16 protein-coding genes and 2 pseudogenes are annotated in these 23625 nt (G+C 35.4%); 10 read left to right on the top strand and 8 right to left on the bottom strand.

All coding sequences use genetic code 11. The features are described 5' to 3' along the window. Positions 1-299 (bottom strand): annotated as a pseudogene (locus J2Z23_RS01920) (DDE-type integrase/transposase/recombinase); the annotation flags it as partial. A gap of 169 nt (positions 300-468) precedes the next feature. Here J2Z23_RS01920 and J2Z23_RS01915 point away from each other — a divergent pair. Next, positions 469-2208: a phospho-sugar mutase gene (locus J2Z23_RS01915; protein ID WP_064468059.1), complete on the top strand. Its 1740-nt coding sequence runs from the start codon at positions 469-471 to the stop codon at positions 2206-2208. Positions 2209-2246: 38 nt separating this feature from the next. Here J2Z23_RS01915 and J2Z23_RS01910 read toward each other — a convergent pair whose 3' ends face one another. The 5 genes from J2Z23_RS01910 to J2Z23_RS01890 all read right to left on the bottom strand — a co-directional run bounded on the left by J2Z23_RS01910 (position 2247) and on the right by J2Z23_RS01890 (position 6920). Then, positions 2247-3209 carry a glycoside hydrolase family 43 protein gene (locus J2Z23_RS01910; protein ID WP_209973089.1) on the bottom strand — a complete coding sequence of 321 codons (963 nt, stop codon included), beginning with the start codon at positions 3207-3209 and terminating at the stop codon, positions 2247-2249. A 36-nt stretch (positions 3210-3245) separates the two neighbouring features. After that, positions 3246-3671 carry a hypothetical protein gene (locus J2Z23_RS01905; RefSeq protein WP_057988771.1) on the bottom strand — a complete coding sequence of 142 codons (426 nt, stop codon included), beginning with the start codon at positions 3669-3671 and terminating at the stop codon, positions 3246-3248. 26 nt (positions 3672-3697) lie between these two features. Then, positions 3698-4543, bottom strand: a complete 846-nt coding sequence (locus tag J2Z23_RS01900; RefSeq protein ID WP_174517105.1) for a carbohydrate ABC transporter permease — start codon at positions 4541-4543, stop codon at positions 3698-3700. A 36-nt stretch (positions 4544-4579) separates the two neighbouring features. Next, positions 4580-5455, bottom strand: a complete 876-nt coding sequence (locus tag J2Z23_RS01895; protein ID WP_064468061.1) for a carbohydrate ABC transporter permease — start codon at positions 5453-5455, stop codon at positions 4580-4582. A 220-nt stretch (positions 5456-5675) separates the two neighbouring features. Then, entirely contained in the window at positions 5676-6920 is a 1245-nt protein-coding gene (locus J2Z23_RS01890) for an extracellular solute-binding protein (protein ID WP_057988778.1), read from the bottom strand. Between the two features lie 300 nt (positions 6921-7220). On the opposite strand from J2Z23_RS01890, the gene J2Z23_RS01885 reads away from it, so the two are divergent. After that, entirely contained in the window at positions 7221-8123 is a 903-nt protein-coding gene (locus J2Z23_RS01885) for an ArsR/SmtB family transcription factor (protein WP_057988780.1), read from the top strand. 349 nt (positions 8124-8472) lie between these two features. Here the strand turns inward: J2Z23_RS01885 and J2Z23_RS01880 are convergent. After that, positions 8473-9636: pseudogene (locus J2Z23_RS01880) on the bottom strand (glycoside hydrolase family 43 protein); the annotation flags it as partial. Between the two features lie 38 nt (positions 9637-9674). On the opposite strand from J2Z23_RS01880, the gene J2Z23_RS01875 reads away from it, so the two are divergent. The 6 genes from J2Z23_RS01875 to J2Z23_RS01850 all read left to right on the top strand — a co-directional run bounded on the left by J2Z23_RS01875 (position 9675) and on the right by J2Z23_RS01850 (position 19081). Then, positions 9675-10655 (top strand): arabinan endo-1,5-alpha-L-arabinosidase, encoded by a 981-nt coding sequence (locus J2Z23_RS01875; RefSeq protein ID WP_238456137.1) that lies wholly within the window; start codon positions 9675-9677, stop codon positions 10653-10655. A 437-nt stretch (positions 10656-11092) separates the two neighbouring features. Then, positions 11093-12697 carry an extracellular solute-binding protein gene (locus J2Z23_RS01870; protein WP_057995278.1) on the top strand — a complete coding sequence of 535 codons (1605 nt, stop codon included), beginning with the start codon at positions 11093-11095 and terminating at the stop codon, positions 12695-12697. 455 nt (positions 12698-13152) lie between these two features. Then, positions 13153-14046, top strand: a complete 894-nt coding sequence (locus J2Z23_RS01865) for an ABC transporter permease (protein WP_064468098.1) — start codon at positions 13153-13155, stop codon at positions 14044-14046. A gap of 75 nt (positions 14047-14121) precedes the next feature. Then, positions 14122-15033: a carbohydrate ABC transporter permease gene (locus J2Z23_RS01860; RefSeq protein WP_064468064.1), complete on the top strand. Its 912-nt coding sequence runs from the start codon at positions 14122-14124 to the stop codon at positions 15031-15033. A 93-nt stretch (positions 15034-15126) separates the two neighbouring features. Then, positions 15127-16389 (top strand): glycoside hydrolase family 27 protein, encoded by a 1263-nt coding sequence (locus J2Z23_RS01855; RefSeq protein ID WP_209973108.1) that lies wholly within the window; start codon positions 15127-15129, stop codon positions 16387-16389. A 43-nt stretch (positions 16390-16432) separates the two neighbouring features. Then, entirely contained in the window at positions 16433-19081 is a 2649-nt protein-coding gene (locus J2Z23_RS01850; protein ID WP_209973086.1) for a glycoside hydrolase family 127 protein, read from the top strand. 251 nt (positions 19082-19332) lie between these two features. Here the strand turns inward: J2Z23_RS01850 and J2Z23_RS01845 are convergent, their stop codons facing one another. After that, positions 19333-20175: an AraC family transcriptional regulator gene (locus J2Z23_RS01845; RefSeq protein WP_057989103.1), complete on the bottom strand. Its 843-nt coding sequence runs from the start codon at positions 20173-20175 to the stop codon at positions 19333-19335. Between the two features lie 172 nt (positions 20176-20347). On the opposite strand from J2Z23_RS01845, the gene J2Z23_RS01840 reads away from it, so the two are divergent. Further along, positions 20348-21211, top strand: coding sequence for a sugar phosphate isomerase/epimerase family protein (locus tag J2Z23_RS01840; protein ID WP_057989105.1), 864 nt, complete (start codon positions 20348-20350; stop codon positions 21209-21211). A gap of 884 nt (positions 21212-22095) precedes the next feature. After that, entirely contained in the window at positions 22096-22890 is a 795-nt protein-coding gene (locus tag J2Z23_RS22695; RefSeq protein ID WP_057989386.1) for a response regulator transcription factor, read from the top strand. Positions 22891-23625 lie beyond the last annotated feature (735 nt).

The following is a 23625-nucleotide window of genomic DNA, read 5'->3' as shown; positions in this document are numbered from 1 at the left end:
TTGGGACAGTTCATTGTCTTTGGAACAGTCATTATTGAACGAGCATGCCTTTTAACAGGTTTAAGAGGCTTTCCATGTTCCATCGAATAGTTTTCTAAAAGGATTTTATAATTTAGTTTTCCATGCGTTTTGATGATCGGAAGATCATCAACCTGAAGTTTTCGATAAGGCTTATGAACAGGCTCTTCAGTAGGCTTCTCAAACATGTTTTTACCAATAAGAAGAGTTTGTAAAGTACGAATCATTTGATCTTGATACTTGATAAATTCGAGTAAATAAGTTAATAATTGAGGGTACAACTTGTCACTTCCTATTTTAGGGATTTTGGTGTCGTGTGGTAACCTCATCAAACCTTAAAATTCAGGGGGTGGCAAGTTTTTTGCATTCATTCCCCTATAAATCAAGGGGTTATTAACTTTTTACTATAGATTATTTGACAATACGAGGCAGTTAACGGGAGGTATGGAAATGAATTGGAGAGATAAATTTTCCCAATGGAAGGAAAATTCAATGCTCGATCATAAGCTAAAGGAACAATTGAACCAGATCGAGCAAGATGAAAAACAAATAGAGGATAGTTTTTATAAAGAATTAGAGTTTGGAACAGGGGGGATGCGAGGAGAGCTCGGTCCTGGGACAAACCGTATGAATATATATACTGTACGCAAAGCAGCAGAAGGACTAGCAAAATACATAGAAGACCAGGGAGAAGTGGCGAAAAATCGTGGGGTCGTTGTCGCTTATGATTGTCGCCATATGTCTCCTGAATTTGCTTTAGAAGTTGCAAAAACAGTTGGAAAACATAAAATCAAAGCATATGTTTTTGAGAGTTTACGTCCTACACCTTTACTATCATTTGCTGTTCGTTATTTACATGCTTATGCTGGGGTAATGATTACAGCTAGTCACAACCCACCTGAATACAATGGCTTAAAAGTATATGGAGAAGATGGAGGACAGCTCCCACCACAGCCAGCTGATAAGCTTATTCACTATGTGCAACAAGCAGGAGACGAATTAAGCATTGAAGTAGCAGATGAAAAGCAATTAGAGGCCGAAGAAATCCTTACCTTTATTGGGGAGAAGGTAGATCAGGCTTACCAAAAGGCTTTAAAATCCATTCATCTAAATGAAGAAGCAATCCAAAAAACGGGAAAAGATTTGAAAATAGTCTTTACACCACTTCATGGAACTGCGAATATACCTGTGCGTGAAGGGCTAAATGAGTTTGGTTTTGAAAATGTAACGATTGTGAAAGAGCAGGAGTTACCAGATGCCGACTTTTCGACGGTTTCTTCTCCAAACCCTGAAGAACATGCAGCATTTGAACTGGCGATTCAATATGGTGAAAAATTGGATGCCGATATTTTGCTAGGCACGGATCCTGATGCTGATCGGTTAGGGGTCGCTGTAAGAAATGACCAAGGAGAATTTATCGTTTTAACAGGTAATCAGGTTGGAGCATTAATGACAGACTATATCTTAACGCAGAAACAACAAATTGGCGACTTACCTAAAAATGGTGTAATCATTAAAACGATCGTGACATCGGAAATAGGCCGGGCAATTGCTGAAAGCTTTGGAATCGCCAGTCTCGATACTTTAACCGGCTTTAAATTTATCGGGGAAAAAATTAAAGAATATGAGGAAACAAATGAACATCAGTTTTTATTTGGATATGAGGAAAGCTACGGCTATCTAATCGGTGATTTTGTTCGTGATAAAGATGCTGTTCAAGCTGCTGTATTTGCCGCGGAAATTGCTGCATATTACAAAATGCAAGGAAAATCCCTTTATGATGGTTTGCTCGAAATCTTTGAAAAATATGGATTTTACCAGGAATCTCTCCAGTCTCTTACATTAAAAGGTAAAGAGGGGGCTGAACAAATTGCTGGGATCTTAGAATCATTCCGGCAGAGCCCTCCCACAGCTATTGGAGCAGTGCAAGTTGCTGAGCTGGAGGATTATGCCATTAGTGAGGCAATAAATATACAAACAAAAGAAAAGTCGCAAATCCATTTGCCAAAGTCTAATGTGCTTAAATTTAAACTAGAAGATGGCTCATGGTTTTGTCTGCGCCCTTCAGGTACAGAACCAAAAATTAAATTTTATTTTGCTGTTAAAGGGGAAACGATGGACGAAAGCCTGAAAAAACGTGAAGCTTTACAAGCAGAAGTAATGGAGATCGTTCAAACATTTTTGCAATAGAAATTCAGAAGCCAAGTCCCAGATGGGACTTGGCTTTTTTAGATTGTCGTATCTGCTCTTGGAACCCCGAAATTAGGTGTTCCATTTTGATTCCATTGAATAACTTGAACACGTGCATGGCGATTCGGGTCATATAATGGATTGCCTTCTATTTCTTTATAGCTTCTGGCATGGTAGACAAGGATATCTTGTTGTCCATCTTCAGAAACAGTAAAGCTATTATGGCCTGGACCATATTGGCCTGTTTCTTCCGATGTTTGGAAAACAGGTTCTGGGGTTTTGACCCAAGATTTAGGATCAAGTAAATCACTGTTTTCGTCGGCTGTTAATAGGCCCATACAATAATTGGCATCCGTAGCACTACTAGAGAAGGTCATAAAAATACGACCATGCTTTTTAAGAACAGCGGCTCCTTCATTGACAAGATAACCAATCTTTTCCCATCCATATTCAGGTGTCGAGATACAAACTTGTTCACCTTTTAATGTCCAAGGATTTTCCATTTCTGAGATGTAAAGGTTGGAATTTCCAGGAATATTCGGGTCTTTTTGCGCCCAAACATAATAGCGAATTCCCTTATGTTCAAAGGATGTAGCATCCAGTGAGAAGGACTCCCATTTCGTTTTAACTTGGCCTTTTTCTATCCAATCTCCTTCAAGTGGATTAGCAGATGCATTTTCCAAAACAAACATGCGGTGATCAAATAATCCCTCATTAGTTTCAGAAGTATGAGCAGCAGCAAAGTAAATATACCATTTTCCAGCAATATAATGTATTTCTGGCGCCCAAATATTGGCACTCATCGGGCCAGTTTCATGTTTCCGCCAAATTGCTTTTTCTTCCGCGTTTGTTAGTCCATGAATGGTTTTAGAGCGGCGTAAAATAATGCGGTCATATTCGGGTACTGAACCAGTGAAATAATAATAACCATCAGTATGTTTATAGATCCAAGGATCCGCACGTTGCTCGATTAATGGATTTTTTGCTTTGAATGTAGACATGATGTCAACTCCTATATATTTTCTATAGAATAATTCTTACTGTGTTAGACTTTCTATTCTTTCTTCGGATAGCTTAATCGCTTTGTTTTTGGCTAAATAAAGAACAAATGTAATTAAATAGATGACAAAGCCAATAATGTCCATTGTGAAAAGGAGAAAAATTCCCCAACAAGCGATCCAAATGAGTATTTTTGGTTGAATTTCACCATCTCTTATTTTTTTAGAAATGATAAAGTTAATAATTGCGCCGACAAAGATGAGTAGGCCAAACATGACAATGAGCTTTGTAACATGATCAAGCACAGTTGTTGTCGCAAAAACATGATCAAGTGTTGTTTCTTCTAAACCTTTCACACCTGTTTTCTTAAACCAGATTGAATAGCCAAAAATTGTGATCAGGGCAGTTAACATATTCCATACAGAACCAGCTATTAATAATTTTCTTTCTGCTCTTCTGTTCATGGCAGATACCTCCATTAAAACTATAATTATCCTTTAATCCCTGAGTTTAAGTTAATCGATTGAACGAAATATTTTTGAGCAAATAAGAATAATAGTAAGGTCGGAATAATCGCTAGTATCGCAGAGCCCATCAATTGGCCAATCATCCGATAATTCCCATAAATATCTTGCAATAATAATAGTCCAGCCGTAACTGGCATTTTATCAACATCTGTATAGACGATAACGGGCCAAAGGAAATCATTCCATGATCCAGTAAAGGAAAACAACCCACATACAATTAGAACTGGTTTTATAAGCGGAAGGATAACCGAAATAAAGATACGAAAATCACTTGCTCCATCTACACGTGCTGATTCATCTAATTCTGTTGGGATCCCCTTCATGAATTGGCGTACAAGAAAGATATTTCCCATCCCTGCTAAACCAGGAATGACCATCGCCCATGCCGTATTCACCCATCCGAGAGCATCAATGATTTTATAGGATGGAATTAGATTGACGACCGCAGGGAAAAAGGAAATTCCAAGCAATATGAAGAATAGAGCGTCTCTTCCTTTAAATTTCAATCTTGAGTAACCATACCCTGTAATTGAGATAACGACGATAACTAAAAGTGTATGTGTAGTTGCGATGAAAATAGAATTCATTAGCCAACGCAAGATTGGAGCAGTTGATGTATTTTCGAGAATGGTAATATAGTTATCAACAATCCAGTTAACAGGTAATAATCTAAAACCACTTGAGACAACTTCTGCCTGTGAGCGGAATGAAGTGGTAATCCCAAATAAGATAGGGATAGCCCATATTAAACAGACAATAATCAGAAATGCATAAGCAATATATTTCGAGAAATTTCTACTCTTTGACATCTTCTCACACCTTTCCGTTTCCATTTATTCGTTTCATTAAGTATTTCGATTCATGACATAGTATTGCAAAGCAGAAATAACTAAAATGATTAATCCTAGTAAAACTGCCATAGCCGAAGCCATTCCAGCAATAGATTCTCCGTGACTAAAGGCGAGTTGACGTATATACATCATTAACACGGTTGTGCTTTGTTTTGGACCACCATCTGTCATCATCAGTGGCTGGCCAAATACATTAAAGGCTCCTGCGGTTGTCATTACAAATGTATAAATTAATGGAAAACGTATAGATGGCAATGTAATACTAAAAAACTTGCGAATCGCTCCAGCCCCATCTATTTCAGCAGATTCATATAAATCTCGGCCAACACCATTAATTGATGCACGATAAATAATCATATTTCCTCCAACACCGCCCCAGACGGTGATGACAATAATGATTAACCAAGCATAAGGTTGAGTAGAAGCCCAAACGGTCTCGGAGCCAAAGACATTACCTGTAATTCCTAGCTGCTTATTAAATATTAAGGACCAAATCAATGCCGCAGCAGAAATGGAAATAAGGCCGGGAATATAAATAATAGATTGAATAAAACTTTTCAATTTTACTTGTTTATGTTCAAGGGCAACAGCGACCATTAAAGGAATCACAATTAATAATGGAACACTGAGGACAACGAAAATAAGAGTGTTTTTTAATCCATTTGTAAATTGAAAATGAAAAGTAGAATCGGTATTAGTTAAAATAGTTTTATAGTTTTGTAAACCAACCCAAACTGGATCATTGATTAAATTCCATTTCGTAAAGGATGCATATATTCCATAAATGGTTGGTAAAAGAATAAAAACAGCAAATAAAATGACATGGGGACCTACAAAGAAAAGAGGTGACCAATTTAATTTTTTATTCATCGAGATTCCTCCTCGTGTCTAACTGTCCCGAAGAAAACAGAGCAATTTTCAGTTTTAAGAAATTTCATACTTCCAAAAGAGTAGGAGACCAAACGGTTACGGTTTAAAGATCAATCAGCAAGGGTAGGATAAACCCTCACTGATTGAAATTCATATATTAGATGTACGTATAAATTTTTGGAACCGAATTTGATACTTACCATGTAAGTATGGAGAGAACTTATTCAGCTTTCTCTTCACCGTTGTCGCTTTCATTAATTTTATCTATAACAAATTTCTCCATTGTTTCAAGACCTTCATCTATGTCCATTTCCCCATGCGCAATATCTAGTATATACTTATCTAATGCCTCTTGTACGTACGCATAATATTCATACGTATAAATGTAAAGGGATTCAGTTTCCTTTTCATTAGAAGTGAAGAAGGATTGCATATATTGTTCGTATTCCGGACTTTCATTCACTTCTTTACTTGCCACAATTTGCCCAGCCTCTGCCCATTCCATTGAATTTTGACGGATAAAATCTAAAAATTGAGCAATTCCTTTTTCTTTTTCTTCTGTTCTTGAGTCACTTTTTAACATTGAAAATAAATGGGATGAAGCCCTATTAGTATATTTATCAGGTTCAAAGGCGTAAATATTTGTGACACCAAAATTCAAGCCTTCCACATCGGCATGGGCAGTTGAACTCCAAGTACCATCAGTAGAAAATAGAACGTTTCCAGATTGGAACATTAAGTAACCGTCTTCACCATAAGGCGTCATTAAGCCAGCATCACTTAGTTCTTTCACAGCCTCGATGGCTTGTCTCATTACATCTGTGTTTACTGCTGGTTCTCCATTTTCTTGAATATCGCCGCCAAGATTTTGCACTTGTGCTAAAATAACCCAGCTTAATAAGGCATCATTCAGGACGTAATCGCCTTCATCTAATTTTCCTTGCAAGGACAACATTTCATCAAATGTTACGACATCATCATCAAGAAAGTTTTCAACATTATATTTTTTCAGTAAATCTTCGTTATAGTACATGGCATTACTATGAATATCAAGAGGGATCGTATATTGAGTATCATCAATATTTCCAACTGACCAAGCTTGCGGTAAATAATTTTCTTCTTTTAATTCTGATTGCTCTGCAACGACATTTGTCATGGGTTCTAAAACCCCTTGCTTTACATATGAGGGAACACGGTCAGCATGAATAATCGTTAAATCTGGAATTCCTTTACCAGAATTTAAGACTGTGGATAATTTCGTATACATATCAGACGTAATGACATGTTTCACTTTAATTTCAGGGTCTGTCGCATTGTATTCCTTTACAATTTCATCCATATAAGCTCCATCATCCCCCGTTAAAGGTGTCCAGAAAGTAATTGTATTTTTATCATCATTACTGCATCCAGCGACTAATAACATGAATGTAGCAGCCAATAGCATTGAGATAATGCTCTTTCTCATTTTACCCTCTCCTTGAGTTTAAATTACTAAGTAGTTATTCACAAAACTATAAATCTTGTAAATAATTAACTTGGATTTAGTATATAGCTGTGATGAAACGCTGTCAATAATATTTTTGTAAATTTAATTTGATATATATTATATATAGTTAACAATATTGTTAATTAAAATAAAAGGAAGGGATGTTGTGTTTACTTTTATTGAATGATTATATTATGATATATAAGTACTTATTATTTAAATGTTTGCAAAAAGCGAATGATCTAATTTTATTTTTAAAAATGAAAGAGGGGGAATTCTGTGCAATTAGAAATAGATCAGTCCTCACTTATTGTTTATCAAGCATTGGCAAGTGATGTGCGACTTAGAATTATTCAGTTATTGTCTAAAAACAAGATGAATATTAAAGAACTATCGGAGGAGTTGAAGATTAGTAGCCCGATTGTAACGAAGCATATTCAGAAATTAGAGGATGCTGGACTTATTCGAACGGAGAAGGTTCCTGGCAAATCAGGAAGACAAAAGATTTCTATTTTAAAAGTGGATCACATCGAGATTAATTTTCCCAAAAAAATCTATCATTCGTTTGCTTCTTATGAGACATCTGTTCCAATAGGACATTACACTGATTTTGACTTCAAACCAACCTGTGGAATAGCAACAGAAAAGGATTTTATCGGCCCAGTGGATGATCCTAAATATTTTATGGATCCTAAGAGGGTGGATGCAGAAATATTATGGTTTACCCAAGGGTTCGTCCAATATAATGTGGCTAACTTTCTTAAGAAAGGAGAACAGGTACAGCAATTTGAAATTAGTTTGGAAATATCATCCGAATTTCCATTTGCCAATGATGTATGGCCGTCTGATATTACCTTTTCACTAAATGGCATGGAATTGGGGACTTGGACAAGTCCTGGTGATTTTGCTGATACAAGAGGAAAATTCACGCCTGATTGGTGGCCAAGCAATATTAACCAATATGGGCTTTTGAAGACGATTAGAATTACCGACCATGGCACGTATATTGACGGAGATCCACTATCCGATGTAGTAATAGGAGACTTAGAAACCGATTGTGATCGTTGGACATTACGTATTGAAGTGAAAGAGGATGCCAAACATGTTGGCGGTGCAACCATTTTCGGGAAAAAGTTTGGGAATCACGATCAAGATATTGTATTTAAGATGTATTATTTATAAAAAAGTAAATGCTAATAGAAGTTGGAAAATGAGAAACGAGGCTGGGATATAAAACATGTTAAGCTCCAAAAACGAACAATGTCGTAGGAAATATACGTAGACTCCTACTGGGAATGATCACGTTCTTTGACCAACTTGCCACCTGAAAGTCGTGTTAGTGAGAAAGGCTCCAGAGATTATGAAGTAGCGATAGAGCAAGAAAGCTCACCAGCCGCCTGCAGAAAGTAAAGTAGATTCCCGAAGCCAGTTATTGCATCAAGTAGTTCGTTTTTTCTTTGGTTAAAACATCTTTGTCCCAGTCCCGTTCATAATCTTTCAGTTAATGGAAAATAAAGCAGCATTATCTTCGTTACTCGGTTAAAACCTGCTTACCCCAAATCGCAATCCCTTCATCAGATAAAGCAGTAAAAGTCATGATATTATTAGCAATAGTTTCATCCCATTGATTTAGAAAAATCCCTCTGTACGTGATATTATTTAAGATAATATTCACGGTTGTATCACCAGTTTGTTTCCAATTTCCGCTTACATTCCCGGAAATACTCCCATCCTTTTCCAAATGAATGATCACAGACTTTTTATTTACCTTCGAGATATCTTTTCCATGATTGATTAATTTATATTCTCCTATTACTTGTTTTTTACTATATGCTTCAATCGTTTCCCCTGCATATCGATTTGGTGCGATCACTGGCCAGTCAGCTTCATTCATAAACATTTGATGGACTCTTATTTCATGTTGTTCCCCTCTATTAGGAAAACGGGTATGAAAAATTACAAAATATTTACCAGTATCTTCATCATAAAAAGTAGAATTATGCCCGGGGGATACATAGCCATCTGTTCCACTCGAGACCTCATTTTCAGTGCGTAAAAACATAAAATTACCGATAAGTTTAGCGCCATAGCGTTTAATAGCATTATCTTCAAAAAAAGAACCCTTTGGTCCATGGGCATCGATCATATTGTTACCTTCACTGTCATAGTAAGGACCATCCGGATTTTTAGAACGAGCAACTCTTAAATTATAGCCGCCATCTGCAGCTAATCCACCAAATGATAAGAAAAGATAGTAGTATCCTGTTTCTTGACTATATTGAATATATGGACCTTCAATCCGGCTATGGTTAGCGCCTAGTAGTTTCTTTCCGTAACCTTGTTCGGGATACGGCTTGGCTGTATCAGGGTCTATTTTTAATATATAAAGACCACCTGAGTAAGAGCCATATACCATCCAAAGCTTGTTATCTTGATCGAAAAAGACATGTGGATCCACGACATTAGGGTGCACTGTGGCGTCATAAGGAGTGCCATCTTCACTCGGTTCCTCAATCATCCCAGATTTAAGAATCACACCTAAATCTTTATAAGGTCCCTCGATATCATCTGCAACAGCAACCCCTATAGCAGATCTAGGGGAATCTCCTCTTGATGAATTGTAGTACATATAGTAACGCCCATCTCCTAATTGAATGACATCTGGTGCCCAGAAGGTTTCACTTTCAGCCCAATTGGGCTCCAGAAATTGTAAAAATTGCTGATACCTACTTTATGTACTATTCAGCTTCACAATTTGGGAAGAATCAATCCTTTATCGGGGTAGCAACGAGTAAAAATATCGAAGGTCCATGGCTAGATCAAGGAGAGGTATTTAAAACGAAACAGGGTGTAGATGAGCCAAATGCAATTGATGCCAATATTACATTTGACCGTTATGGTCATCCATGGATGGTGTATGGCTCCTTTTTCGGTGGAATTTATTTAACTAAAATTAATCCTAAAAATGGTAAGTTATTAAATTATGGAAAAGGAAAGTTAATTGCTAAAAGACATCATAATGTAGAAGCTGCGATTGAAGGCCCTTATATTATTTATAATCCAGAATTCGATTATTTTTACCTGTTTGTATCCTATGATTCTTTATTTTCAAATTACAATATTAGAGTAGCCCGTTCCAAAACAATTGATGGTCCTTATCTTGATTTTCATGGACAGGAGATGACGGATACTAGTCTTCCTCCAAATGATGTCGGGCTAAAAATTTTGGGTGGGTACACCTTTAATGATGGGGAAGGATGGGTTGCACCTGGACATAATTCCGTCCTTAAGGATGGAGAAGATTATTATGTTGTCCATCATATGCGGGCTGAAAAAAATAAAAAATATCATTATCTACATATAAGAAAAGTGGTTTGGACTCAAGCTGGTTGGCCGCTAGTTTCACCGGAAAGATTTGCTGGAGAAAAGCAAAGAACAATTAAAAGCGAAGAAATTTTGGGAGAATGGACTTATCTATTTGTCGATAAAGACCAAAATGAACAAAATGTGGCGCGTTATTTAACAATTACTCCTGAAGGAGAGAATTGGAAACGCCTAACGAATGAGCAATTCCTCCTATCGATAGATGATAGGAACCAGTGGGTGGAATGCACGATCATGCCTGCTTGGGATTGGGCGCGAAAAAAAGAAACGACTGTATTTATGGGAATGGATCCGAATGGGCAAGTTTTTATTGGAAAAAAAGCAAAATGAAGTGTTTTAATAAGATATTTAAGGCATGAATACTCAAAGCTTAAGTCATTAAAAGATGACTAAAAAAATCCAAAGTGTTTATGTAATCGGTCAATTAATAGCATTCTAACAATATGTTCACCTAGCTTATATAGACAAAGACATGAAAACCAAAATCTTCGAATTCTCAAAGAAAGTTAACTAGTACTTAAGATATAAGTATATTTTATTATTATTATATTATCCAATTTATAGTATTGAAAAGTACAGACGAGTCAACTATAATAAAAAACAATTTCATACGTACAACTTCACCGAAGATAAACAATAGGTAAAAAATAATGTTCGTACAAGAGGTAAGGTGGTACGACATTATATTTGAAAGCGTTATCCTTAAGGGAGGAGGCTCTATTAGTCGCATCTGGCTTGTAAAAAATGACAATATAGGAGGGAAAAAGATGAAAAGACGTGCTGTAATAATACTTATACTTTGCCTAGGGATCATTTTATTAGTTGCGTGCAATAAAGAAGAAAAAAGTTCAGTAACTGATGATGGAAAGGTTGTACTGACAGCTTTAATTACAAAACATCCATTAACTAAAAGTGTTAAAGATATGGAATGGTTACAAGAGGTTGAGGAACGTGCTGGAGTAAAGATTAAATGGGAGGAAGTTTCCGCAGATTGGGATCAGAAAAAAGGAGCAATGCTAGCTGGTGGGGATATACCAGATTTAATCATTGGTCCAAATGCGATTACAGATGCAGATTTTGCGAAATTCACTGGTTTATTTGAAGATATGTCAGGATTAATTGAAGAGCAGGGGCCCAATATTCAAGAAATGTTTGAGCAAAAGCCACTTACGAAAGAGTTATCTACTCAGGCAGGAGGAGAAATATACGGATTACCTAAGTATCAAAGATTTTGGCCTGAAACAGCCACTATGCAGTTTATTAACAAGGAGTGGCTTGATAACTTAAATCTTGAAGTGCCAACGAATTGGGATGAATTATTTGATGTATTAATGGCGTTTAAAGAGCAGGATGCAAATGGAAATGGCGATCCTAATGATGAGATTCCAATGGATTTTGCACCAGTTGGTACTGGAGGTTTTGGATATTTTCAACCAACTGTTTTATTGGGTAGTACCGGTATGACAATTACAGGTGGTGGCGGACAAGGGTATTTTCTTGAAGAGGGTGAGATTAAGAATTTCTTTGTTGATGAGCGTTATAAAGAAGTTGTTAGCTTTTTAAATAAGCTGTATAAAAATGGGTTAATAAATGAAGAAGTATTTACTCAAGACTATACGAAGTACCAATCCGTTGCCCGCGGCGAAGGTGAGGTAGCAAAAGTTGGATATACATTCGGCTGGGAAGCAACAGATCGATTTGGTTTGGAAATTGCCGAACAATATGAATCCTTTGCTCCAATGAAAAAATCTGCCGATTACTCAGGGGAAATTTCTTGGACATATGATTATAACGAATTAAATTATGGAGTTAATTTTATTCAAATGTCTTCACAGACAAAAGATAAAGAAGCGGCAATGAAGTTTATTAATGAATTATATGACCCAGAAGTAAGTATGCAGATCCTATTTGGATCAATTGGTCCTAATATTCAGGATAATAATGATGGGACATATAAAGTATTACCTCCAGAGGATGAAAGTATGGACCCTGGAACGTGGAAATGGACTTCAACATGGGCAGATAATGGACCGATGTATATAGCTGATTCTATTGAATTAGAACTTGGAGAAGATATGAAGGCGGTTGGGGATCAACAAGAACCATTTACGAAAACCTTTGAGTCTTTAAATATTGAGGATAATGTGTTCCCAGGAATGTTTTTAAAATATAGTACAGAAGACAATAATCAAATGGCTTTAATCAATACTGATTTAATGAATTTAAGTATGTCTAAGTTTGGTGAATGGATAACAAAAGGCGGAATTGAAGAGCAATGGGATAAATATGTAGAGGAAATGGAAAAAATTGGGCTGAAATCAAATATGGAAATAATCCAAAAGTATTATGATGAATATAAAAGTAACCAATAAAGGGAAGCAATTTCATAATTGCTATTAATAACCAATACACGAATAATTTTCATAAAGAAAACCTAAGTGTTAGCCGAGGTATTTCCCTAACTCAGTTGAATAACGACAAGGATGCACCTCACACGCCCCACGGAAAGCGTCTACCTGAAGCGTCAATCAACTTGATGTTAAATTCTCTATTATGAAATTGATTCAGGTATTAATTACATTCAATACGTCTTTAGAGGCTGGGAGAAATGGTAAGATCCAAAGACTAATAATGTATTACCTTAACGAAATATATTTCCGGAGCAAGTTTCTCCATCAAGTAGTTCAATTTTCTTTGGTGATAAAAAACTTTGTCCCAGTCTCTTCCAAATAAAGGAGGACATGTTATGGCACTTATAACATCCCGAACTGAGAAACATTCATCATCTGAATTATTAATTACGGCAAAAAGAAAAAAGCCGACAATTATGAACACTTTTAAACGTGATTATCAGCTCTGGTTATTAATTTTTCCGGCAATCGTTTGTGTACTTATATTTAACTATATACCGATGTATGGCATTCAATTAGCATTTCGGGAATATGACTTTACCGCAGGGCTTACAGGTGGTGAATGGGTTGGATTAAAGTATTTTTCCCAGTTTGTGAATAGTCATATGTTCTGGGATTTAATTAGAAATACCCTTGTCATTAGTATCACAACAATAGTCATAGGATTTCCAGCACCGATTGCTCTAGCATTACTGGTAAATCAAATTAAGTGGAAAAAAGGAAAGAAGATCCTTCAAACAACCGTTTATTTACCACATTTCATTTCAATTGTTGTACTAGTAGGGTTATTAAATGTTTTGCTTTCTCCTAATACTGGAATTATTGGCCTTTTAATTAGTGCTTTAGGTTTTGAAAGTTCAAATCTACTTGCGTCTGTAAAGGCCTTCGTTCCAGTGTACGTTCTCTCGGATGTTTGGCAACATGTAGGTTGGAATAGCATTATTTATTTAGCCGCCTTATCAAGTGTAGATCCACAACTCTATGACTCTGCTAAAGTCGATGGAGCAAATAGATGGCAAATTATAAAAAATGTAGAAATTCCAGCGATTATCCCTACTATCATTATTCTTTTAATCCTTAATATGGGCTCAATCATTAGTACTGGTTTTGAGAAGATTTTCTTAATGCAAAATTCATTAAATCTACCAATCTCTGAAGTAATTGAAACGTATGTGTATAAGATTGGGATTATTTCAAATCAATTTAGTTATGCGGCCGCCATTGGGTTATTTAATACACTAATCAATTTTTCATTATTATTAATAATGAACTATATTGCAAAACGCGCATCAAAAATAAGTCTATGGTAAATCTCTACTTCAATAATGGAATCTTAAGAATTTTTATCTATTAATCTCATTGATGGAATCGAAAGGAGATAAAAAATGACTGCAGTTTTGCAAAGGTTAAAATTGAGGAAGAAATCGGATCTGATTTTTGACTTTGTACTCTATTTAATTTGTATTCTAGTATTTTTTATTGTCGCCTATCCAATCTATTTTATTATTATAGCATCTGTCAGTGATTCCACCCTTGTTTCAACTGGTAAGGTTTTGTTGTTTCCCAAAGGCTTTAGTCTATTCGGGTATCAAGAAATTTTCCAAGACTCTAGAATTTGGATTGGTTATCGAAATACTTTAATTTATGCAATTGGTGGTACATTGATTAACCTGCTCTTCACATTACCAGCTGCATATGTATTATCTAGAGAAGAGTTCAGGGCAAGACGTATTTTAATGTTTTTCTTTATATTTACGATGTTCTTTAGTGGTGGATTAATCCCGACGTATTTGTTGATGAAGGATTTAAGTATGATTGATACGATGTGGGTATTTATCTTTAATCCTGTAACAGTAAATGTATTTAATTTAATTATTACGCGCACATTTTTTGAAACAACCATTCCAAAGGAAATGTTTGAGGCGGCTACGATCGATGGGTGTTCTCACTTTAAGTTTTTTGTTTCAATTGTTTTACCTTTAAGTAAGGCTGTCATCTCGGTTATTGGTCTTTATTACTTAGTTTGGCATTGGAACGATTTCTTTACAGGGTTGATCTATATTCGAGACTATAGCTTGCAACCCCTTCAAATAGTGTTAAGAGATATTCTCCTATCCAATCAAGTATTCCAAGAAGGAGCAGGTAGTGGAGGAACTGGTGGGGGGTATGCCCAAAGATACGCTGATCAGATTAAGTACGGGGTTATTATTGTTTCATCATTACCTATTTTGGTCCTTTATCCATTCATGCAGAAGTATTTTGAAAAGGGTGTCATGATTGGCTCAGTTAAGGGTTAAGAGATTGATGATTAATAAACTTTCCAAATGAAGCTTCTTTAGATTAAAAAAAATCGCTAGATAGATTCTAATAATAGAAAGAGGATGAACAAAGTGTCACATTTAGAATTCGCTAAAACCCCACCAATGGGGTGGAATAGTTGGGATTGTTATGGTGCTTCTGTACGAGAAGACGAAGTAAAGGCACATGCTGATTTTATGGCAAAACATTTAAAAGAATTTGGCTGGGAGTATATTGTTGTTGATATTCAATGGTCTGAGCCACAAGCGAGTTCGACTCGTTATAATGCTTTTTATCCACTAGAAATGGATGAATTCTCACGATTAATTCCTGCTGATAATCGTTTTCCAAGTGCTAATGGTGGGCGTGGCTTTAAAGCTTTAGGTGATTATATTCACAGTCTTGGTTTAAAGTTTGGTATCCATATTATGCGAGGAATCCCGCGACAGGCGGTTCATCAAAATACGGCTATTAAAGGAACAGATAAACGTGCTCGAGACATCGCTTTAAATAATATCTGTCCATGGAATTCAGATATGTATGGAGTAAATGTCGATATCCCGGAAGGCCAATTATATTATGATTCCCTGTTGGAGTTGTATGCAGAGTGGGGTGTTGATTTTATCAAAGTCGATGATATTGCGAATTCATATTTATATGGTGGGGCTCATCGTAAAGAAATTGTGGCGATACGTAAAGCTATAGACAAAATTTCTCGTCCGATCGTTTTATCTTTATCTCCAGGCCCTGCACAACTTGAGGATGGATCATTTTTACAGGAACATGCCAATATGTGGCGCTTAACGGATGATTTTTGGGACCACTGGCCAGCACTTTATCATATGTTTGACAGAACTGAAAGATGGGCACCGTTTGTTCGCCAAGGAAATTGGCCTGATTGTGATATGCTACCACTCGGACACATCGGGATTCGCGCTGTAGATGGTGGAGGGGGAGACAACTGGACACGTTTTACGAAAGCTGAGCAATATCTCTTGATGACTTTATGGACAATTTTCCAATCACCATTAATGTATGGGGGGACTTTACCAGATATTGATGAATTTACATTAAGCTTATTCACGAATCGTGATGTAATAGACATGTATCAAACATTGACTGATCGCCGTCAATATTATCGAGATGATACTTGGATTGTTTGGCATGCTAGTAATGGGCAAAGCAATTATGTTGCATTTTTTAATGTGAGCGAGCATGAGTTGGAATTACCAGAAGAATTATGGTCAGAACTTGTTCAACCAGAGGAAAAGGTTAAGGATTTATGGCGCCAACAAGAAATTACTTTGCATAATAATAAAATTGCTAGCCACGGTGCACTACTTATTCGATTTTAAAGTACTTACAGATATATTGATTACGTTCCAAAGGAGTTTGAAGATGAACACAATTAAAACAAAAGCGATTACAATTACTGATTCATATGTAAAAAGAGCTCAAGATAATCTTGTCCAATATCTTTTGAGTATGAAATCGGAAAAGTTTTTATTTGAGGTTTTTAAAGTTGCTAAGCTTAAACCTTTGACAAAGGAAGGGTATCAAGGCTGGGAAAGAAGTAATCAAATTAATTTCAGAGGGCATTTCTTTGGGCATTATATGTCTGCTTTAGCCCTGGCTTATCATGCCGAGAAAGATCATTACTTAAAAAAGCAATTGTTGGAACAAATGCGGGTTGCAGTAGCAGGCTTCGCTCAAGCGCAGGAAAACTATGCTTTACATTACCCTGAAAGTGCTGGTTATATTTCTGCTTTTCGGGAGTCAGCGCTTGATGAAGTAGAAGGAAAAGAGATTTCAGCCAAGGATAAAGAGAATGTTCTTGTACCTTGGTATAATTTGCATAAAATTTTAGCGGGTTTATTAGATATTCATGAATCGTTAAAAGCAATAGAAATAAAGACAAGCCAAGAGGCATTAAAGGTCGCTAGTCAATTTGGCGATTACATTTACAATCGGATGATGAAATTAGCAGATAAAAATAAAATGCTACAAATCGAATACGGTGGAATGAATGATGCGCTCTATCATTTATTTGCATTGACGAAAAAGAAAGAGCATCTAATTGCGGCAACCTATTTTGATGAGGATGAGTTATTTAAGCAATTAGCCAAGCATGAGAATATCCTCCCAGGAAAACATGCTAATACACAGATTCCCAAATTAATCGGTGCATTAAAGAGATATCAAGTTTTTCAAGACGATGAATTCCGTTCATTCCTATCTGATAAGGAAAAAGAAAAACTTACAGTCTATTTTGCGGCAGCAAAGAATTTTTGGGATATTGTCGTGCAAAATCATACATATTGTACAGGGGGAAATAGCCAAAGCGAACATTTCCATGAACCAAATTCGCTTTATTATGATGCAGAAATTCGGAATGGAGACTGTACATGTGAAACTTGTAATACTCATAATATGCTAAAGTTAACACGCAATTTGTATCTTCTCACTAAAGATGCGAGATATTTAGATTACTATGAAAGAACGTATATAAATGCCATTTTAGCTTCGCAAAATCCGCTAGATGGGATGATGATGTACTTTCAACCGATGGGGGCAGGATATAATAAAGTATATAATCGCCCATATGATGAATTTTGGTGTTGTACAGGAACGGGAGTAGAAAGCTTTGCTAAGTTGGCTGATACTTATTATTTTCAAGAGAATGAGCATATTTTAGTCAATCTTTATTTCTCAAATGAAGTGAGGATCGCCAATAAAAATATTCAGCTTGTACAAAATTCTGATCGGAAAAATAATATCGCTACTTTTACAATAAGTTCGATAAGCGGGGATGAAGTGAAGCCTATTTATCTAGCATTGCGGAATCCTACCTGGACCGCTACATTTGAAGTATTCCGTAATGAAGTAAAGGCAGATTATGAATTAAAGAATGGTTTTATCTATCTGAAACAGCCTGTTGGAGAAAATGAAACCATTTTGATTAAGTTTACTCCTTACTTGAAAATGGTATCAACAAAAGATAATCCTAATTTTATAGCGTTTGAATATGGTCCATATGTATTGGCAGGTGGTCTTGGCACGAAAAATATTTCTGCTGATAATCCAAATGGGATTATGGTTCGCGTCGGTACGAAGGAACGCCTATTACCCGATACCTTAACGATGACTACTGCTGATTGGCGGGAAAACTTTACAAAATATATGCGACCTATTGAACGGGAAGATAAACTTATAGCCTTTCAGGCGGACCATATTGATGAGCAAATTATTTTTACTCCGTATTATGAAATGCATGGTGAACGTTACGGGATTTATTTTAAATTAGTAAATGCAGATTCTGAAACAGCCCAAGAAGCAATTAAAAAGAAAAAAGAATGGGTGCGGGAACAAGAGCTGATTTTAGCTGAATTACACAATTTTGATGAAAATAATAGTGAATACGCTAAAAATCTTGCTTACAATCTGTCTGAGGTAGGTGCATTTTGGGGTAAGCGTTACCGTAAAGCTTTTGAAAATGGGTGGTTTAGTTATGAATTTTCTGTTCATAGTAAAGCTAATGTTTACTTGCAGCTAGATTTCCATCGTGAAGACGCAGGCAAACGTTTGGACTTAATTTTAAATGAGCAAGAAACACAAACGATTATTGTCAGTGATAGTGGGGAAGGGGAATTTATATCCCAACAACACTTAGTGAATAAAGCCCTTTTGAATGAAGGGACGATTAAATTAACATTTAAGGCGAGTGAAAGGGAAACACCGAGAGTTTTTGGGATTACCTTTTTAAAAAGCTTGAGTTTTGAAAACGAAATTAAGTTGAAACAAATTGAAGTAACGTCTGGTCATATTACCCATACAGACTTTTCTACTAACGAATATGAAATTACTTTATTACAAAATGGTGGAGTGATTTTTCATTTAGAAAATGAGAGTAGTTTAGTCTATGTCGACAATATCTTAATCGATGAAACAAAACCACGTCCATTAGCGGACGGTTCCCATCCAATCACAATTTATGCACCTGATCACAGAACGAAGCAAGAATATTTATTAAAGGTGGAAAATAAATAATTGTATTCCTTGTTTTAAAGAAAATGAAAAATTCAGATGAGCTTGGAAGAAAGTGGAAAATTAGAGTTCAGCAATAGGAAATTTCTAACTAGCCTAATTGCTGAAAAACTAATAAAGCGACTTTCTTTTACTTGAAGCATCTATGTGCAACAGATAGGTTAATAAGCAATTAGTTTATGGGTAGCCCCTTTTTAGTGCAGTTCCACTAGGAAGGGGGCTATTTTATACATCAATTTAAACAGCATGTCTGATTATTTAGTAGCCTTAAAATATTGATTAGGAGAAAAACCCGTAATCTTTTTAAAGGCTTTATAGAAGGTTGAATAATCTCCAAATCCAACAGTATGAGCAACGTCTAATGCTGGATTTCCAGAGATTAGAAGTTCTATCGCTTTCATAACTCTTTTATAGGTCACGTACTCCATAACAGTAAAACCTGTATTTTTTTTAAATACATGACATAAGTAATACTTGCTTACGTAAAACCTATCTTCTAGTATATTCAAGGTGATTTTTTCACTTAAGTTTTTATTTATAAAATCTAAAATGGAGACAATTTTTTGACTATATTTATGATTGCTTATATAGGATTGATTATATTTTGAAAGGACCTTATTAATGGCAATAAGCATTTGGATAAAATATGTTTTCACCATTATTTTACTTTCGGGAGAATTTTCCTGGGAAGTCTCATCAATATGATTCCACAGCTCAAATATCCCATCTTCAATAACATTCTTTGCTGGTATCCTATTAAAATTTCCTAACTTTCTATTTTCAATATAAGAGAGCATATTATATTCATCCGTTTGATAAGAGGAAATGTACTCAGGTTGAAAATGAATATATTTTCTTTCGTAGCGTGAGGCGGAGTTAAACACAATTCTATGCAACTCTTTAGAATTCGTGATGATCAAATCATTCGGATAGAGTTTGTATGCCTGTCCCTCGATATAGTAGGTGAGATCTCCTGAGACAAAGTAAAACAACTCATAAAAATCATGGATGTGAGTCGCAACGTCATAAGGTGGATCAGATACCATATGATTCATAAAAAAGTGATTACTACTGTATTGTAAGATTTGTTTATCCACGATATCACCTTTTGACTATTCGAAATAGTTAATATACTTATTATGAGTATAAACCGAAAAAGCAATATTTGCAATATATCTAGCAATAAACCCCATGATTGTGAATGCAAACTTTTATAAAATAGAAAGTAGCGAGAGGTAAGATAAAAAGCTTAAAAAGAGGTGCTAATGTATGGGGGAATTTAAATTATCAGCATTTGGAGATGAAATTAATTCCGATTTAAACACACAAATGGATGTCCTGGATCAGCATGGTATCAAGTATATCGAAATGAGAGGCGTCAATGGTAAATTACTTGTTTATTATTCTTTGGGAGAAGTAAAAGAAATAAAGAAACAACTTGATGAGGGAGGCTTTAAAATTTCAGCAATTGGATCTCCATTAGGAAAGATTAAAATCACGGATGACTTCGAACCCCATTTGGAGCTTTTTAAGCATACATTAGAGATTGCTAAAATTATGGAATGTAAATATATACGGATGTTTAGCTTCTTTATTCCTCATGGAGAGGAGCCATTACACTACCGAGACGAAGTGATTAGGAGATGGAAGAGTTTTATAAAGGCCGCGGAAGGAAGTGGGGTTGTCCTTCTTCATGAGAATGAATCTGGAATTTATGGAGATATTCCAGAAAGATGTCTAGATCTTTTTCAGTCGCTAAATTGTGATTATGTTAAAGGGATTTTCGACTTTGCCAATTTTGTCCAGTGTGATGTAAAGAATTATCCAGATGCCTTTGAGTTGCTTCAAGATCATATTGACTATATTCATATCAAAGATGCTGTATACCATGATCATCACGTAGTCCCGGCTGGGAAGGGTGAAGGAAATATAAGAGAAATACTTATGGAACTAAAAAATAGAGGTTACGTAGGTTTTTTATCTCTCGAGCCACATCTGTGGGATTACTCAGACTTTTCCTTACTTGAGGCAGATTCACCTGGTTTAGACCTACCAGAGGGGGGAGCTAAAAGATTTGCGGTTGCTGTTCAAACGTTAAAGAATATATTAAACGATATCGATCAAATAGAGTAGCTATAACTAGAATGAAAGAGAACTAGTGGAAACTCTATAATAGGCCAATGATCTAACCAAAGAGGATGGACGATAATAAAAGTATTAAAGATTATGAGGGCAGTTCATCAAGGGATTTAATTTACGCGTAAAAAAGCTATCACTAAAGAAAAGTTCAACAGGAAAGAGGAAATTTGAAAAGGAGAATGATAGTCAAAGCATAGTTTTGAACTTGGACTAATTATAAAAAGATCGGTTCAATAACTTATATTACATCCACCGAAGCAATGTTTCTAGATAATGCCTGAATTAATCAAAAGGTATGGGAGTCCCCTAAACAATTAACATTTATGAATAAAACAATACAATGAGTCAATTTCATAATTGTTTATTGATGATCAATACACGAACGTTATTGTTAAAGGAGATTGAATTGTAGTCAATGTATTTCCTTAACTTAGTTGATTGGAGCGTCCACCTAAAGCGTAAATCAACGTTGTTCGGATTTGAATGCTAAAATCTCTATTATGATATTGATTCCAATAATTAAGAATAAAATACAACATTGGGGCCGTGCTAAGATTAGTAATAATTTAAAATAACCTTCTTTGAAATTTACATACATGGTCTCCAAAAATTCTCCCTTTAAAAACACTAAAAAATAATATAGATAAAACAATATTAGCAATGTATTAAGCAATAACCACAAGGATATTAACTCAGGCATACTATAAAATAGAATTTAATTAAGTAGATAATACATGAAGTAAACAGATGCACTAAAAGTACATTTGCAGATTGCGAATATGTTGTTATACAGGTCAATTAATTAAAGCGCATACATTATTTTGTCGTAAATACAAACCTTTAATTAAAGTGCTTGTGATATAAAGGGGGAGTAATCCGTGCATAAATTATTACTCGTCGATCAAAATACGCATTCTTTGAATAGTACAAAAAAATGTCTTGATTGGGAATCTGTGAGTTTCTATATCAAAGCTACTACGAATAATTTTACCGAGGTGGTACCTTTATTAGAAAAATTGGACTTTTCCCTTCTTGTTATTAATATAAAGAACTATAATTCAAGCGGTGTGTTGTTAGTCAATCACATTCGGCAAAAAAGCCAAATACCAATTATTTTGATTGGTGGGAAGAGCGATTTCCGTATTGTTAGAAAGGCTTTAACCTATCAGGTTAGCGATTATTTGACAGGCCCTGTACAAACTTGTGAATTAAAAAAAAGTTTATTAACTGTTAAAAAGACACTGGAGTATAAAATTAAAACCTCCTCGTGCGAACCTCATTGCTTTTGCATAAATCCAAAACAACTAAAAAATACGTATGAATCATCTCCGTCCATAATTGACAAAGTAAAGCAGTATATAGACGCTGAAATGCACCAAAACATTACATTAAAAAAAATATCAACCTTATTACATTTCAACAGTGCTTATTTGGGGCAGAAATTTAAGCAACACGAAAATATATCTTTTAAGGAATACCTTATACAAAAAAGAGTGGAAAAAGCTAAGGATCTCTTAGCACATACAGATATGAAGATTTACGAAATTGCTAATAAAGTTGGGTATACAGAGATAGATTGGTTTTACAAAAAGTTTAAAGAGTATACACGGCTCAGTCCTAATGAATATCGAAATAAACAGGTAGAAACTAAATTAAAAAGAGCTATTTATTAAGTAAACGAAATCCATGAGTTATATCTCTCCTGTATTCTGACCAAATGGATGATATCCTGAAAGGATTGAACTTGTTTGTGTCCAAGATATTGAAGTAGATCCATAATTTTATGGGGAAAATATATATGTAAGTTATAGGAAGTCTTTTATGTTATTAATTGAGTCCATTTCATAATTGCTTATTAATGATCAATACACGAACATTATTGTTAAGGAAGATTGAATTGTTAGTCAATGTATTTCCTTAACTTAGTTGATTGGAGCGGAAGGTGGCGACTCCTGGGGGATTAGCGTGACAGGTGAGATCCCGCAGCTCAAATAGCGACGAGGAAGCTCACCGCACGCCCCCCCGGAAAGCGTCCACCTGAAGCGTAAATCAACGTTGTTCGGATTTAAATGCTAAAATCTCTATTATGAAATTGATTCATTATAAAAATAAGCTGTTGTTATACCATATTGGTTGGTGACAGCTTTTTTTCTTTTGTCTCGTGAAATAAAGGGTCCTTGGTAAAAATATCTTTAAATTTAATTTTTTAAAGGATCACGAAATTGCCGTTAGCGGGTCTGCTTATTTTATTTAAAACAAAGGACGAAAGCAATATTTGGAAAGAAAAATGACTGTTGTGTAAATTGTAATTTATCAATTATTGATGATAAGTCCCCTTAAAACCGTTGAGGAATTAAAGCAATACGACAATAAGTAAGTCTATAGTTAAACAGGTGAAATTCTAGATA

Source organism: Lederbergia galactosidilytica, assembly GCF_017873565.1.
Lineage (GTDB): Bacteria > Bacillota > Bacilli > Bacillales > Bacillaceae_C > Lederbergia > Lederbergia galactosidilytica.
The sequence above is the reverse complement of the archived record's forward strand: the minus strand, read 5'-3'. Positions and strand labels throughout refer to the sequence as shown.